This window comes from Stutzerimonas sp. Brlt_14 (genome assembly GCF_051948915.1).
In the GTDB taxonomy this organism is placed as follows: Bacteria; Pseudomonadota; Gammaproteobacteria; order Pseudomonadales; family Pseudomonadaceae; genus Stutzerimonas; species Stutzerimonas stutzeri.
On the sequence record NZ_JAYJLM010000005.1, the window covers coordinates 288466 to 303943 of the forward strand.

Sequence of the window (15478 nt, forward strand, 5' to 3'; positions counted from 1 at the left end):
CATGGCCGGCGCAGTGTTTACGCTCGGTCAGCTGGCCGAGGAGCTGGGTGGCAGCCTGCGCGGCGATGCCGCCCGAGTCATCGACGGGCTTGCCACTTTGCAGGAGGCTGGCCCGTCTCAGCTGAGCTTTCTGGCCAATACCCAGTATCGCAAGTACCTGGCTTCTACTCGGGCGGGCGCGGTATTGCTTTCGTCCGATGATGTGCAGGGCTACCCGGGCGCGGCGATCATCGTCAGCGATCCGTATCTTGCCTACGCGCGGGCATCCCACCTGTTCGAAACTCGCCCGGCATTTTCTAGCGGTGTGCATCCGACTGCGGTCGTCGCGCCCGATGCCGAGGTTCATCCGTCGGCGAGCATCGGTGCCTACGTGGTGATCGAGGCGGGGGCGTGTATCGAGGCGGATGTGGAGATCGGCGCGCAGTCGTTCATCGGTGCGCGCAGTCGGGTCGGTGAAGGCGGTCGTTTGGCGCCGCGTGTGACGCTGTATCACGATGTGCAGATCGGCAAGCGAGTGGTCATCCAGTCGGGGGCGGTGATCGGCGGCGAGGGATTCGGTTTTGCCAAGGAAAAAGGTGCCTGGCAGAAGATCGCCCAGATCGGCGGCGTGCGCATTGGCGACGACGTCGAGATCGGCTCCAACACGACCATCGACCGTGGTGCGCTCTCCGACACGCTGATTGGCAACGGCGTCAAGCTCGACAACCAGATCATGATTGCGCACAACGTGCAGATCGGCGACAACACCGCGATGGCTGGCTGCGTGGGAATTTCCGGCAGCACCAAGATCGGGCGCAACTGCATGATTGCAGGTGGCGTCGGCATGGTCGGCCACATCGAGGTCTGCGACAACGTTTTCGTGACTGGAATGACGATGGTCACGCGTTCCATTACCGAGCCTGGAAGTTATTCTTCCGGTACGGCCATGCAGAATGCGGCCGATTGGAGAAAAAGCGCTGCGCGCATTCGGCAGCTGGACGACATGGCGCGTCGGTTGCAGCAGCTGGAGAAAAGCTTGGCCGCCGTGACTCAGGGTCAGAATCCGTCTTCTGATGCCTGAACTTACCGTCTGATCCGGTTTTTTCGGGGTAACTGCCTGTGAGTGCTGGCGCGAGCTTCGGCGCAGGCGGCCCTATACTTTTTTACAGGCTCTTTCCTGACATGATGGATATCAACGAGATTCGCGAATATTTGCCTCACCGCTACCCGTTCCTGCTGGTGGATCGGGTGACGGAACTGGATGTCGAGGCCAAGCGCGTTCGCGCCTACAAGAACGTGACCATCAACGAGCCGTTCTTCAATGGGCATTTCCCGCAGCACCCGATCATGCCGGGCGTGCTCATCATCGAAGCCATGGCGCAGGCCGCTGGGCTCCTGGGCTTCAAGATGATGGGTGTCAAGCCATCCGATGGCACGCTTTACTATTTCGTCGGTTCTGACAAGCTGCGGTTCCGCCAGCCGGTACGTCCCGGCGACCAGCTGGTTCTCGAGGCGGATTTCCTGAGCAACAAGCGCGGTATCTGGAAGTTCGATTGTCGCGCTACCGTCGATGGCAAGCCGGTCTGCTCGGCTGAAATCATCTGCGCGGAACAGGAAATATGAGTTTGATCGACCCTCGCGCCATCATCGATCCTGCCGCTCGGCTGGCGGATGACGTCCAGGTGGGGCCCTGGTCGATCATCGGTCCGGATGTCGAAATCGGCGAGGGTACGGTGATCGCGTCGCACGTGGTCATCAAAGGGCCGACCCGTATCGGTCGGCACAATCGCATCTACCAGTTCTCCTCGGTTGGGGAAGATACGCCTGACCTGAAGTACAAGGGCGAGCCGACTCGACTGGTGATCGGCGATCACAACGTGATTCGCGAGGGTGTCACCATTCATCGCGGCACCGTGCAGGATCGCTCCGAAACCACCATCGGTGATCACAATCTGATCATGGCGTACGCGCATATCGGCCACGACAGTGTCATTGCCAACCACTGCATCCTGGTCAACAACACCGCGCTGGCGGGGCACGTGCACGTGGGGGACTGGGCGATTCTGTCCGGCTACACCCTGGTCCACCAGTTCTGTCACATCGGGGCGCACAGCTTCTCCGGCATGGGGACGGCGATTGGCAAGGATGTGCCGGCATTCGTCACCGTATTCGGCAACCCGGCAGAAGCGCGCAGCATGAACTTCGAGGGCATGCGCCGTCGCGGCTTCAGCGCCGAAGCCGTGCACGCTCTGCGCAATGCCTACAAGATCGTCTATCGCAAAGGGTTGACGGTGGAGGCAGCGCTCAGCGAGCTGGCCGAGAGTGCGGCGGCCTTCCCGGAGGTGGCGATCTTCCGCGACTCCATCCAGGCTTCGACTCGTGGCATCACCCGCTGAGATGAGCAGGCCGCTCAGGGTTGCCCTGGTTGCCGGGGAATCCTCTGGTGACATTCTCGGCGCGGGCCTGATGCAGGCGCTGAAGGCGCAACACGCCGATGTCGAGTTCATTGGCGTAGGTGGTCCACGCATGCAGGCCGAAGGGCTGCAATCCTATTTCCCGCTGGAGCGACTGGCCGTGATGGGCCTGGTCGAAGTGCTCGGCCGTCTGCCGGAGCTGCTGGCGCGCCGCAAGCGCCTGGTGGATACGCTGATCCAGCAGCGGCCCGATGTGTTCATCGGCATTGATGCCCCTGACTTCAACCTGGGGCTCGAGCTCAAGCTGCGTCGAGCCGGGATCAGGACAGTGCATTACGTCAGCCCGTCGGTCTGGGCCTGGCGCCAGAAGCGGGTGCTGAAGATCCGGGAAGCCTGCGATCTGATGCTGACGCTGTTCCCCTTCGAAGCCAGGTTCTACGACGACCATCAGGTCCCGGTGCGCTTCGTCGGTCATCCGCTGGCCGATACCATTCCGCTATGTGCCGACCGAGCAGCCGCGCGGTTGGCGCTCGGTTTGCCGGAGCAGGGCATGATCGTCGCGCTGATGCCGGGCAGTCGGGGCGGCGAGGTGGCTCGCCTGGGCGAGCTGTTCCTCAGTGCCGCCGAGCGGTTGCGCGCCATGCGGCCCGGCATTCGTTTCGTCATGCCCTGCGCCAGCCCGGAGCGCCGGCTGGAGCTGGAGCAGATGCTGGCGACCCGCGACTTGCCGCTGACGCTGCTCGACGGCCGGTCCCACGAGGCGCTGGCCGCCTGCAACGCAGTGCTGATCGCGTCCGGTACCGCCACGCTCGAAGCGCTGCTGTTCAAGCGCCCGATGGTGGTGGCCTACAGCGTGGCACCGATGACCTATCGCATCCTGCGCCGGTTGGTTAAAAGCCCCTACGTTGCGTTGCCCAATCTGCTGGCGCAGCGCCTGCTGGTGCCGGAGCTGCTGCAGGACGCGGCGACACCGGAGGCGCTGGCCCAGGCGCTATCGCCGCTGCTGGACGATGGCGAAGTGCAGACGGAAGGCTTCGACAGCATCCATCGCACGCTGCGCTGCGATGCGTCGAGCCAGGCTGCGGACGCGGTTTTGCGGCTGGTAGGGGCGCGCTGATGCAGTTCGGGCTCGATTTCAATCTCGTGGAAGAGCTGGTCGCGGGTGTCGACGAAGTGGGTCGTGGGCCGCTGTGTGGGCCGGTCGTGACGGCGGCCGTGATTCTCGATCCGGCAAGGCCGATCGAAGGCTTGAACGACTCGAAGAAGCTGACCGAGGCTCGCCGAGAGGCCCTGTTCGACGAAATCCGGGAGAAGGCGGTCGCCTGGTGCATCGCCCGTGCCGAGGTGGAGGAGATCGACCAGCTCAATATCCTGCATGCCACCATGCTGGCCATGCAGCGCGCCGTCGAAGGGCTGAGTGTCACGCCGCGGCTGGCGCTGATCGACGGCAATCGTTGTCCCCAACTGGCTGTGCCCAGCGCGCCGGTGATCCAGGGTGATGCACAGGTTCCGGCAATCGCGGCGGCGTCCATTCTGGCCAAGGTCAGTCGTGACCGCGAAATGCAGGCGCTGGATCTGTGCTATCCGGGCTATGGTCTGGCCGGCCACAAGGGCTACCCGACGCCGAGCCACCTCGAGGCGCTTCGTCGCCTCGGGCCCACGCCCATTCATCGGCGCTCGTTTGCGCCCGTCCGCGCGATGCTCGAGCAGGTGAGCATCGAGGTAGAGGTTCCGGCCAGCGTCCTGCTGGTCTAGGGCTCGCCGGCTGCCACGGACAGAGGTTCCGCTCTGCCTTCATGCGCTTCTGCGATCACGGTTTGCGATGGCTCTGGCGGTCGGTAGGTTCGCCAGCGGACGATTGCTTTCCGGTACAATCCCGCGCTTGTCGTTCTGCCAGCTCAAGGTCTGTTCATGCCTGCTTCCTTCGTCCATCTCCGTCTGCATACCGAGTACTCGCTGGTCGATGGCCTGGTGCGCGTCAAGCCGCTGATCAAGGCGGTGGCGGCGGGCGGAATGCCCGCGGTGGCGGTGACCGACATGAGCAACATGTGCTCGCTGGTGAAGTTCTACAAGACGGCGCAGGGCGCCGGAATCAAACCGATCTGTGGCGCCGATATCTGGCTGGCTGGCTGCGACGAGGATGGTCCTCTCAGCCGCCTGACGCTGCTGGCGATGAACCCCAAGGGTTATCGCAATCTCACCGAGTTGATTTCTCGCGGCTGGACCGAAGGCCAGCGCAACGATCTGGTCATCATCGAGCGGGAGTGGGTCAAGGAAGCGGCCGAAGGGCTGATTGCGCTTTCCGGTGCCAAGGAAGGGGAGATCGGCCACGCTCTGCTCAATGGTGACGAAGCGCTGGCGGCGTCGCGTCTTGCCGAGTGGCGCGAGGTATTCGCCGATCGCTTCTACCTGGAAGTGCAGCGCACCAATCGGGTCAATGACGAAGAGCATCTGCATGCGGCCGTGGCGCTGGCCGAGCGCAGCGGCGCGCCGCTGGTGGCGACCAACGACGTGCGCTTTCTCAAACAGGAAGACTTCGAGGCGCATGAAACCCGCGTCTGCATCGGTGAAGGGCGCACTCTGGACGACCCGCGACGCCCGCGTACCTACTCCGATCAGCAGTACCTGAAGACGCCCGAGGAGATGGCCGAGCTGTTCGCCGACCTGCCCGAGGCGCTGGAAAACACCGTCGAGATCGCCAAACGCTGCAACATCGAAGTGCAGCTGGGCACCTACTTCCTGCCGAACTTCCCGGTTCCCGAAGGCATGACAATCGACGACTACCTGCGTCAGGTCTCGTTCGAGGGCCTGGAGGAGCGCCTGGAAGTCCTGCTGCCAAAGGACACGCCGGACTACGAGGCGAAGAAGCAGGTCTATATCGACCGCCTCGAGTTCGAACTGGGCACCATCATTCAGATGGGCTTTCCTGGTTACTTCCTGATCGTTATGGACTTCATCAAGTGGGCCAAGAACAACGGCGTACCGGTCGGTCCGGGCCGTGGTTCGGGTGCCGGCTCGCTGGTGGCCTACGTGCTGAAGATCACCGACCTCGATCCGCTGGCCTACGACCTGCTGTTCGAGCGCTTCCTCAACCCCGAGCGTATTTCCATGCCCGACTTCGACGTCGACTTCTGCATGGACGGCCGCGACCGGGTCATCGATTACGTGGCCGAAGCGTACGGGCGCAATGCGGTGAGCCAGATCATCACCTTCGGCACCATGGCGGCCAAGGCGGTGGTGCGTGACGTGGCGCGGGTCCAGGGCAAGTCCTATGGCCTGGCCGACCGTCTGTCGAAGATGATCCCTTTCGAGGTGGGCATGACCCTCGAGAAGGCCTACGAGATGGAAGAGCCGCTGCGCGACTTCCTCGCCGTCGACGAGGATGCCCGCGAAATTTGGGAGATGGCGCTCAAGCTCGAAGGCATCACCCGCGGTACCGGCAAACACGCCGGTGGTGTGGTGATCGCGCCGACCAAGCTCACCGACTTCGCGCCGATCGCCTGTGACGAGGAGGGCGGCGGACTGGTGACCCAGTTCGACAAGGACGACGTCGAGCAGGCCGGCCTGGTGAAGTTCGACTTCCTCGGCTTGCGCACCCTGACCATCATCAAATGGGCGCTGGAGACCATCAACCGCGAGCAGGCCAAGAAGGGCCTGGAGCCGGTCAACATCGACTTCATCCCGCTGGACGACAAGCCGACCTACCAGCTGCTGCAGAAGGCCGAGACCACGGCCGTGTTCCAGCTCGAATCGCGCGGCATGAAGGAGCTGATCAAGAAGCTCAAGCCCGACTGTCTGGAAGACCTCATCGCGCTCGTGGCCCTGTTCCGCCCCGGCCCGTTGCAGTCGGGCATGGTGGACGACTTCATCAACCGCAAGCATGGCCGTGCGGAAGTCTCCTATCCGCACCCGGACTATCAGTACGCCGGGCTGGAGCCGGTGCTCAAGCCCACCTACGGCATCATCCTGTACCAGGAACAGGTGATGCAGATCGCCCAGGTGATGGCCGGCTACACCCTCGGTGGCGCCGACATGCTGCGCCGCGCCATGGGTAAGAAAAAGCCGGAGGAGATGGCCAAGCAGCGTGGTGGCTTCATCGAGGGTTGCGCTAACAACGGGATCGATGCGGACCTGGCGGGCAACATCTTCGATCTGGTGGAAAAATTCGCCGGCTACGGCTTCAACAAGTCGCACTCGGCCGCCTACGGCCTGGTGTCCTACCAGACGGCCTGGCTCAAGGCGCACCACCCTTCGCCGTTCATGGCGGCCGTGCTCTCGGCGGATATGCACAACACCGACAAGGTGGTGATCCTCATCGAGGAATGCCGCAGCATGAAGCTGCGCATCGATCCGCCCGATGTGAACGTCTCCGAATTCAAGTTCACCGTCAACGACGATGGCCGTATCGTCTATGGCCTGGGTGCAGTGAAGGGCGTGGGTGAGGGGCCGGTTGAGGCTATCGCCGAATGCCGTGCCGAAGGCGGCCCGTTCAAGGATCTGTTCGATTTCTGCGCACGCATCGACCTCAAGCGCATCAACAAGCGCACCCTGGAAGCGCTGATCCGCTCCGGCGCGCTGGACCGCCTGGGGCCGTACTTCTTCGAGGAGGCCAAGGCCTATCAGGCCAACATCGACCGCAATCGCGCGGTACTACTGGCGGCGATGGAGGAGGCGGTGCAGGCCGCCGAACAGACGGCGCGCAGCGCCGAAAGCGGTCATATGGACCTGTTCGGCGGCCTGTTCGCCGAGCCGGAGGCCGACGTCTATGCCAATCACCGCAACGCCCGCGAGCTGTCGCTCAAGGAACGTCTGAAAGGCGAGAAGGACACCCTCGGCCTGTACCTCACCGGCCATCCGATCGACGAATACGAGGGCGAGATCCGTCGCTTCGCCCGCCAGCGCATCATCGATCTGCGCCCGGCGCGTGGCGAGCAGACCATCGCCGGGCTGATCGTCAATTTGCGAGTGATGAAGAACAAGAAGGGCGACAAGATGGGGTTCATCACCCTGGACGACCGCTCCGGGCGCATCGAGGCCTCGTTGTTCGCCGAAGCGTTCAACAGCGCCCAGGCCCTGCTGCAGACCGATGCGTTGGTAGTGGTGGAGGGCGAGGTGAGCAACGATGATTTCTCTGGCGGTCTGCGCCTGCGAGCCAAACGTGTCATGAGCCTGGAGGAAGCGCGTACCGGTCTGGCCGAGAGTCTGCGGGTCAAGGTCGCCGGCGAGGCGCTCAAGGGCGAACGCATGCGCTGGCTGGCCGAGGTCTGCGGTCGCCATCGCGGGGCCTGTCCGATCACGCTGGAGTACACCGGACATGATGCACGGGCGCTCCTGCAGTTCGGTGAGGATTGGCGGATCGATCCGGCGGACAACTTGATTCAGGCATTGCGTGACCAGTTCGGACGCGACAACGTCTTCCTGCAATACCGATAGAGGGCCATGGCCCGGGATGCCACCGAGGTGCGCGTTCCGAGCCAGGCCTGAACGGCCCGGCAGTGACCGGGTCATGGTTTCAGAACAATTTTTGTTCGACCTGAATGCGCCGCTCCCGTAAGGTAAGGCGCAAAAAACGGAACAGCCTCCCGGCCGCCTGGCCGTCGACGCATGACGGATGCCTATGAACCCGAACTTCCTGGATTTCGAACAGCCGATCGCCGACCTGCAAGCCAAGATCGAAGAATTGCGCCTGGTTGGTAACGACAACTCGCTGAACATCGGCGATGAGATTGCCCGCCTGCAGGACAAGAGCGAATCGCTCACCGAAAGCATCTTCGGCAATCTGACCAGCTGGCAGATCGCCCGTCTGGCCCGCCACCCGCAGCGGCCCTATACCCTTGATTACATCAATCACCTGTTCACCGAGTTCGAAGAACTGCACGGTGATCGCCACTTCTCCGATGACGCGGCCATCGTTGGCGGTACCGCGCGTCTGGACGGCCAGTCGGTGATGGTCATTGGCCATCAGAAGGGCCGTGAGGTACGTGAAAAGGTACGTCGCAATTTCGGCATGCCGCGTCCCGAGGGCTACCGCAAGGCCTGCCGCCTGATGGAGATGGCCGAGCGCTTCAAGATGCCGATCCTGACCTTCATCGATACGCCGGGCGCCTACCCGGGGATCGATGCCGAAGAGCGCAACCAGAGCGAGGCCATCGCCTGGAACCTGCGTGTGATGGCGCGACTGAAGACGCCGATCATCGCCACCGTGATTGGCGAGGGCGGTTCTGGCGGTGCGCTGGCGATCGGCGTCTGCGACCAGCTGAACATGCTGCAGTATTCCACCTACGCGGTGATCTCGCCGGAAGGTTGCGCCTCGATTCTCTGGCGTACCGCCGAGAAGGCGCCGGAAGCCGCCGAGGCCATGGGTGTTACCGCCGAGCGCCTGAAAGATCTGGGTATCGTCGACAAGGTGATCCCCGAGCCGCTGGGCGGCGCGCATCGCAATCCGGCCGTCATGGCTGCGGCCATGCGCGAGCAGCTCAACAGCCAGTTGCACATGCTCAAGTCGCTGGATACCGATGCGCTGCTGGCGCGTCGCTATGAGCGTCTGATGAGCTACGGTATCGCCTGAGTCATCCCTGTGCGTGCTTCGCCTCTCTGAGCGAGGCACGCCAGGATTCGCTGTCGGGCCTTCGCTCGCGGCTTTCGCTCCTGAGCCTTATGCTTGCCGGCATTCTCGATTTTCGAAGCGCCCGCATGTCCCTCGATTCCCTTCTCCTTTCCCGTCTTGCTCCGTGGCGCAGCTCATCGGCGTGGTGGGTGGCGTTCTCCGGCGGTCTCGACTCCACCGTTTTGCTGCATGCGTTGACGCGGCTGTCTGAGCGTCAGGCGCTGCCGGTGATTCGTGCGATCCATGTGCATCATGGCCTGCAAGCCGCTGGTGATCACTGGCCGGCACACTGTCAGCGAGTCTGCGACCAGCTCGGCGTCACGCTGGAAATCGTGCGTGTGCGGGTGGTTCCCGGTGCCAGTCTGGAGCGGGCTGCGCGCGATGCCCGCTACCAGGCGTTCAGCGCCTGTGTAGGGGAGGGTGAGCTGCTGCTGACCGGGCAGCACCGCGATGACCAGGCCGAGACGCTGCTGTTCCGCCTGTTGCGCGGCGCCGGTGTGCGCGGGCTGGCGGCGATGCCGGATGTGCGATCGATGGGGCGCGGCAGCCTGGTTCGGCCGTTGCTGGAGGTCTCCCGGGCCGAGTTGGAGGATTATGCGCGTGCCAACGGTCTCGCCTGGGTCGAGGATCCCAGCAATCAGCAGCTGGAGTATTCACGCAACTTTCTGCGTCGGCAGGTCTTGCCTTTGCTACAGCAGCGCTGGCCTCGGGCGGCGTCCAACCTGGCGCGTACCGCCGCGCTTATGGCCGAGGCGCAGCACTTGCTCGACGAGCTTGCGCAGCAGGATCTCGCCGCGGCGCAGGCTGGCAGCGATTGCCGATGGTTGAACCTGCCGAGCCTCGCGCTAGCGCCGCTGCGCGAGCTGACATCGGCGCGGCAGCGTAATGCGCTGCGCCATTGGCTGGCAGGGCTGACCTTGGCGCCGGATGAGAATCACTGGGCCGGCTGGGAGTGTCTGCGTGACGCCAAGCCAGATGCCACGCCTCGCTGGCGGCTGGAAGGTGGCGAGCTCCAGCGCAGTGGCGAGCGCGTCTGGTGGCTGCCGGACGGCTGGCTTGCCTCTGTTAGTGGGCCGGTTGACTGGCCCGACCCGTCCGTCGAGCTGCAGCTTCCCGGCAATGGCTCGCTTCGGCTAGAGGGGGCGCCGCCCATTGGCAGGCTGCAGATTCGCTATCGAAGCGGCGGTGAAGTCATGGCTGTGTCCGGTCGCGGCCGGCGCGATCTCAAGCGCCTGCTGAATGAAGCCGCGGTGCCTGCGTTCGCCCGAAAGCGCCTGCCGCTGCTGTATTGCAATGGCGAGTTGGTCGCCGTGGCCAATCTGCCGCAACTGAGCGCTGGCCGGTGCGCCCTGAATTGGTGCGCGCCGGGCTGCTAAGTGGTTTGAGCTGATAGGGCCTTTCCGGTAGACTACGCTCCCGTCTCAATACAGCTTCTGCGGTTTCTTCGAATCCGTGGCAGTTGCGCTATTGCCGATCCGCGCAATGGCACCTTCGCTTTCCCCCGGCGGCGCCGGCCGCTTAACGCAGACTTCTAGGGTTTTTCATGACGCGCTACATCTTCGTCACGGGTGGTGTTGTTTCTTCATTGGGGAAAGGCATCGCCTCGGCTTCATTGGCGGCCATCCTGGAGGCGCGGGGCCTGAAGGTCACGATGCTCAAACTGGACCCTTACATCAACGTCGATCCGGGCACCATGAGCCCGTTCCAGCACGGTGAGGTGTTCGTCACCCATGACGGCGCCGAGACCGACCTCGATCTGGGGCACTACGAGCGGTTCATCCGCACCCGCATGACCCAGAACAACAACTTCACCACCGGTCGCGTCTACGAAGACGTGCTGCGCCGTGAGCGCCGGGGCGACTACCTGGGCGCAACCATCCAGGTCATCCCGCACATCACCGACGAGATCAAGCGTCGCATCATCAAGGGTGCCGGCGACGCCGACGTGGCCCTGGTGGAGGTCGGCGGTACGGTGGGCGACATCGAGTCGCAACCCTTCCTCGAGGCCATCCGCCAGTTGCGCGTGGAAGTCGGCGCCAAGCGCGCCATGCTGATGCACCTGACGCTGGTGCCTTACATCGCCACCGCCGGCGAAACCAAGACCAAGCCAACCCAGCATTCGGTGAAGGAGCTGCGCTCCATCGGCCTGCAGCCGGACGTGCTGGTCTGCCGCTCCGATCGCGCCATCGACGTGTCTTCGCGGCGCAAGATTGCGCTGTTTACCAACGTCGAAGAGCGTGCGGTGATCAGCCTGCCGGACGCCGATACCATCTACAAGATTCCGGGCATCCTGCACGCCCAGGGCCTCGATGACTATGTCGTCGAACGTTTCGGTCTCGAATGCCGTGGCGCCGATCTCTCCGAATGGGATCGTGTCGTCGATGCCAAGCTGCATCCAGAGAAGGAAGTCAACATCGCCATGGTCGGCAAGTACATGGAACTTCTGGACGCCTACAAATCTCTGATCGAGGCGATGAGCCACGCTGGCATCCAGAGCCGGACCAAGGTGAACCTGCGTTACATCGACTCCGAGGATATCGAGAACCAGGGCACCGGTCTGCTCGAAGGTGTCGATGCCATCCTCGTGCCAGGCGGTTTCGGCCTGCGTGGCGTGGAGGGCAAAATCGCCACCGTGCGCTATGCCCGCGAGAACAAGATCCCCTACCTGGGTATCTGCCTGGGCATGCAGGTTGCGGTCATCGAGTTCGCTCGCGATGTGCTGGGCTGGTCGGATGCCAACTCCACCGAGTTCGACAAGGACAGCGGTCACCCGGTGGTTGGTCTGATCACCGAATGGGCCGACGCCTCCGGCAACACCGAAGTGCGCACCGAAGCCTCCGACCTGGGCGGCACCATGCGTCTGGGTGCTCAGGAATGCGGCCTTGAACCGGGCTCGAAGGTATTCGAATGCTACGGCAAGGAGCGCATCGTCGAGCGCCACCGTCATCGCTACGAAGTGAACAACAACCTGCTGCCGCAACTGCAGGCAGCCGGACTGAAGATTACCGGGCGCTCCGGAGACGGTGCGCTGGTGGAAGTGGTCGAGGCTCCGGATCATCCGTGGTTCGTCGCCTGCCAGTTCCACCCTGAATTCACGTCCACGCCACGCGATGGTCACCCGCTGTTCAGCGGTTTCGTCAACGCAGCGCTGGAATACAAGGCGAAGAAGGCATGAGTCAGAAGACCATCCGCGTAGGCAACATCGAGATCGCGAACGACAAGCCGTTCGTGCTGTTCGGTGGCATCAATGTCCTCGAGTCCCGTGACCTGGCCATGCAGGCCTGCGAAGAGTACGTGCGGGTGACCGAGAAGCTCGGCATTCCTTACGTTTTCAAGGCGAGCTTCGACAAGGCCAACCGCTCCTCGATCACTTCGTTCCGCGGCCCGGGTCTGGAAGAGGGGATGAAGATCTTCGAGGAAGTGAAGAAGACCTTCGGCGTGCCGGTCATCACCGACGTACATGAGCCGTGGCAGGCGCAGCCGGTGGCCGATGTCTGCGACATCATCCAGCTCCCGGCCTTCCTCTCGCGGCAGACCGACCTGGTGGTGGCGATGGCCAAGACCGGTGCGGTGATCAACATCAAGAAAGCACAGTTCCTCGCACCGCAGGAGATGAAGCACATCCTCAAGAAGTGCGAGGAGGCCGGCAACGACCAGCTGATTCTTTGCGAACGTGGCTCGTCCTTCGGTTACAACAACCTGGTCGTCGACATGCTCGGCTTCGGCATCATGAAGCAGTTCGAGTATCCGGTGTTCTTTGACGTCACCCATGCCCTGCAGATGCCCGGCGGTCGCGCCGACTCGGCCGGTGGTCGTCGTGCCCAGGTCACCGATCTGGCCAAGGCCGGCCTGTCCCAGGGGCTGGCCGGGCTGTTCCTGGAAGCGCACCCGGATCCTGACAATGCCAAGTGCGACGGCCCGTGCGCGCTGCGCCTGAACAAGCTCGAAGCTTTCCTCACCCAGCTCAAGCAGCTGGATGATCTGGTCAAGAATTTCCCGCCAATCGAAACTGCTTGAAAGCCTTGCAGCTATCTATGGAGTGTTAACAACAATGGCAAAGATCGTCGACATCAAGGGGCGTGAAGTTCTCGACTCCCGCGGCAACCCCACCGTGGAAGCCGATGTGATCCTCGATAACGGCATCATCGGCAGCGCCTGCGCGCCGTCCGGTGCATCCACCGGCTCCCGCGAGGCTCTGGAACTGCGCGATGGCGACAAGAGCCGTTACCTGGGCAAGGGTGTGCTGAAGGCCGTGGGCAACGTCAACGGGCCGATTCGCGATTTGCTGCTGGGCAAGGATCCGGCCGATCAGAAGGCTCTGGATCAGGCGATGATCGAGCTCGACGGCACCGAGAACAAGGCCAAGCTGGGCGCCAACGCCATCCTCGCCGTGTCCCTGGCTGCCGCCAAGGCCGCTGCCCAGGCCAAGGGCGTGCCGCTCTACGCGCACATTGCCGACCTCAACGGCACTCCCGGCCAGTACTCGATGCCGGTGCCGATGATGAACATCATCAATGGCGGCGAGCACGCAGACAACAACGTCGACATCCAGGAATTCATGGTTCAGCCGGTTGGCGCCAAGACGTTCGCCGACGCGCTGCGCATGGGCGCCGAGATCTTTCATCACCTGAAAGCCGTGCTGAAGGGCCGTGGCCTGAACACCGCCGTGGGCGACGAAGGTGGCTTCGCGCCGAACCTGGCTTCCAACGAGGATGCGCTGGGTGCCATCGCCGAGGCGGTCGAGAAGGCCGGCTACAAGCTGGGCACCGACGTTACCCTGGCGCTGGACTGCGCTTCCAGCGAGTTCTACAAGGACGGCAAGTACGACCTGGCCGGTGAGGGCAAGGTGTTCGACGCCGAGGGCTTCGCCGATTACCTGGCGGGCCTGACCCAGCGCTACCCGATCATCTCCATCGAAGACGGCATGGACGAATCCGATTGGGCTGGCTGGAAGGCGCTGACCGACAAGATCGGCGAAAAGGTCCAGCTGGTCGGTGACGATCTGTTCGTGACCAATACCAAGATCCTCAAGGAAGGCATCGAGAAGGGCATCGGCAATTCGATCCTGATCAAGTTCAACCAGATCGGCTCGCTGACCGAAACCCTGGAGGCCATCCAGATGGCCAAGGCGGCCGGCTATACCGCGGTGATCTCGCACCGTTCCGGTGAGACCGAAGACAGCACCATCGCTGACCTGGCCGTAGGCACTGCCGCTGGTCAGATCAAGACCGGTTCGCTGTGCCGCTCCGACCGCGTGTCGAAGTACAACCAGCTGCTGCGTATCGAAGAGCAGCTGGCAGGCAAGGCGCCATACAAGGGGCGCGCCGAATTCCGCGGCTGATCCTGCGGCATTAAAAAAGGGCGGCGCGAGTCGCCCTTTTTTGTTTCAATCGGCGTCGTGCCGGCGCAATCATTGTTGCACCGGCGACGCCGATGGCGTTCCGATACCCGAATCACAGCCGAAGTCGTTTCATGCCTGCTATGCGTCGCCCCTACTGGTTGTTCGTTGTTCTGCTGCTGCTTCTTGGCGGGCTGCAGTATCGTCTTTGGGTAGGCGAGGGCAGCTTGGCGCAGGTCAACAGCCTGAACAAGCAGATCGCCGATCAGCAGGGTGAAAACGAGCGGTTGCTGGAGCGCAATCGAATCCTGGAAGCCGAAGTGCTGGAGCTCAAGCAGGGCATGGAGACCGTCGAGGAGCGCGCCCGTCAGGAGCTCGGCATGGTCAAAGAGGGTGAAACCCTCTACCAGCTTATAGAATGAGCCAGCCTGCATTCTGGGTGGTGATTCCGGCAGCCGGCGTTGGCAGCCGGATGCGCGCCGATCGCCCCAAGCAGTACCTGCAGGTAGCCGGGCGCTGCATCATCGAACACACCCTCGATTGTTTCCTCGACCATCCGACACTCGCCGGATTGGTGGTCTGTGTCGCGGCCGACGATCCGTACTGGCCGGGGCTCCCCTGCGCCAGTGACCCACGCATCCAGCGCGCGCCTGGTGGTCGTGAGCGGTGCGATTCCGTGCTCAGCGGCCTGCAGCGTCTCGGCCTGATGGGCGCTGCTGACCAGGACTGGGTGCTGGTGCACGACGCCGCTCGGCCTAACCTCGCCCGGGAGGACTTGGACAAGCTCTTGCACGAGCTGGCGGCGGACCCGGTCGGTGGGCTGCTCGCAGTACCTGCGCGGGATACGCTCAAGCGTGCGGACGCGGACGGACGCGTCGCGGAAACCGTGGATCGCAGCGTTATCTGGCAAGCTTTCACACCGCAGATGTTCCGCCTCGGAATGCTGCGCGACGCGCTGGGCGCGGCGCTTGGCGATGGCGTGCCGGTTACCGATGAGGCGTCCGCCATCGAGTGGGCGGGGTATTCGCCGAAGCTGGTGGAGGGGAGAGCGGATAACCTCAAGGTAACCCGCCCCGAAGATCTGCGCTGGCTCGCGCAGTGCTGGAATACCGGTCGTCAGTGATGGCGGGCAAGTCTGCC

The 15478-nt window shown here is 63.3% G+C and carries 13 protein-coding genes; all 13 read left to right on the forward strand.

Translation table 11 applies throughout. The features are described from left to right. Window position 1 precedes the first annotated feature (1 nt). The 13 genes from lpxD (at window position 2) to ispD (ending at window position 15461) form a co-directional block, all read left to right on the forward strand. Window positions 2-1060 carry a UDP-3-O-(3-hydroxymyristoyl)glucosamine N-acyltransferase gene (gene lpxD, locus VF716_RS14510; protein ID WP_013982333.1) on the forward strand — a complete coding sequence of 353 codons (1059 nt, stop codon included), beginning with the start codon at window positions 2-4 and terminating at the stop codon, window positions 1058-1060. Between the two features lie 101 nt (window positions 1061-1161). Continuing rightward, window positions 1162-1602, forward strand: a complete 441-nt coding sequence (gene fabZ, locus VF716_RS14515; RefSeq protein ID WP_013982334.1) for a 3-hydroxyacyl-ACP dehydratase FabZ — start codon at window positions 1162-1164, stop codon at window positions 1600-1602. Then, on the forward strand, window positions 1599-2375 hold the full coding sequence (lpxA, locus tag VF716_RS14520) for an acyl-ACP--UDP-N-acetylglucosamine O-acyltransferase (protein WP_011912712.1): 777 nt from the start codon (window positions 1599-1601) through the stop codon (window positions 2373-2375). The genes fabZ and lpxA overlap by 4 nt, the downstream gene beginning before the upstream one ends. A 1-nt stretch (window position 2376) precedes the next feature. Then, the gene (gene lpxB / locus VF716_RS14525; RefSeq protein ID WP_125865528.1) at window positions 2377-3510 is read left to right on the forward strand and encodes a lipid-A-disaccharide synthase; all 1134 of its coding nucleotides are present in this window, start codon (window positions 2377-2379) and stop codon (window positions 3508-3510) included. After that, window positions 3510-4148 (forward strand): ribonuclease HII, encoded by a 639-nt coding sequence (gene rnhB, locus VF716_RS14530; RefSeq protein WP_011912714.1) that lies wholly within the window; start codon window positions 3510-3512, stop codon window positions 4146-4148. The genes lpxB and rnhB overlap by 1 nt, the downstream gene beginning before the upstream one ends. Before the next feature lie 156 nt (window positions 4149-4304). Further along, window positions 4305-7826 (forward strand): DNA polymerase III subunit alpha, encoded by a 3522-nt coding sequence (gene dnaE / locus VF716_RS14535; RefSeq protein WP_013982337.1) that lies wholly within the window; start codon window positions 4305-4307, stop codon window positions 7824-7826. Between the two features lie 184 nt (window positions 7827-8010). Then, on the forward strand, window positions 8011-8961 hold the full coding sequence (locus tag VF716_RS14540) for an acetyl-CoA carboxylase carboxyltransferase subunit alpha (protein ID WP_014596298.1): 951 nt from the start codon (window positions 8011-8013) through the stop codon (window positions 8959-8961). 125 nt (window positions 8962-9086) lie between these two features. Continuing rightward, entirely contained in the window at window positions 9087-10376 is a 1290-nt protein-coding gene (tilS, locus tag VF716_RS14545) for a tRNA lysidine(34) synthetase TilS (RefSeq protein ID WP_168355695.1), read from the forward strand. Between the two features lie 167 nt (window positions 10377-10543). Then, window positions 10544-12175, forward strand: a complete 1632-nt coding sequence (locus VF716_RS14550; protein ID WP_011912718.1) for a CTP synthase — start codon at window positions 10544-10546, stop codon at window positions 12173-12175. After that, window positions 12172-13017 (forward strand): 3-deoxy-8-phosphooctulonate synthase, encoded by an 846-nt coding sequence (kdsA, locus tag VF716_RS14555; protein ID WP_013982341.1) that lies wholly within the window; start codon window positions 12172-12174, stop codon window positions 13015-13017. The genes VF716_RS14550 and kdsA overlap by 4 nt, the downstream gene beginning before the upstream one ends. Before the next feature lie 34 nt (window positions 13018-13051). Continuing rightward, the gene (gene eno, locus VF716_RS14560) at window positions 13052-14341 is read left to right on the forward strand and encodes a phosphopyruvate hydratase (protein ID WP_014596300.1); all 1290 of its coding nucleotides are present in this window, start codon (window positions 13052-13054) and stop codon (window positions 14339-14341) included. 140 nt (window positions 14342-14481) lie between these two features. Then, window positions 14482-14760, forward strand: coding sequence for a cell division protein FtsB (ftsB, locus tag VF716_RS14565; protein WP_013982343.1), 279 nt, complete (start codon window positions 14482-14484; stop codon window positions 14758-14760). Then, window positions 14757-15461, forward strand: a complete 705-nt coding sequence (gene ispD, locus VF716_RS14570; protein ID WP_013982344.1) for a 2-C-methyl-D-erythritol 4-phosphate cytidylyltransferase — start codon at window positions 14757-14759, stop codon at window positions 15459-15461. Before ftsB ends, ispD begins: the two co-directional genes overlap by 4 nt. The last annotated feature ends 17 nt before the right edge of the window (window positions 15462-15478 follow it).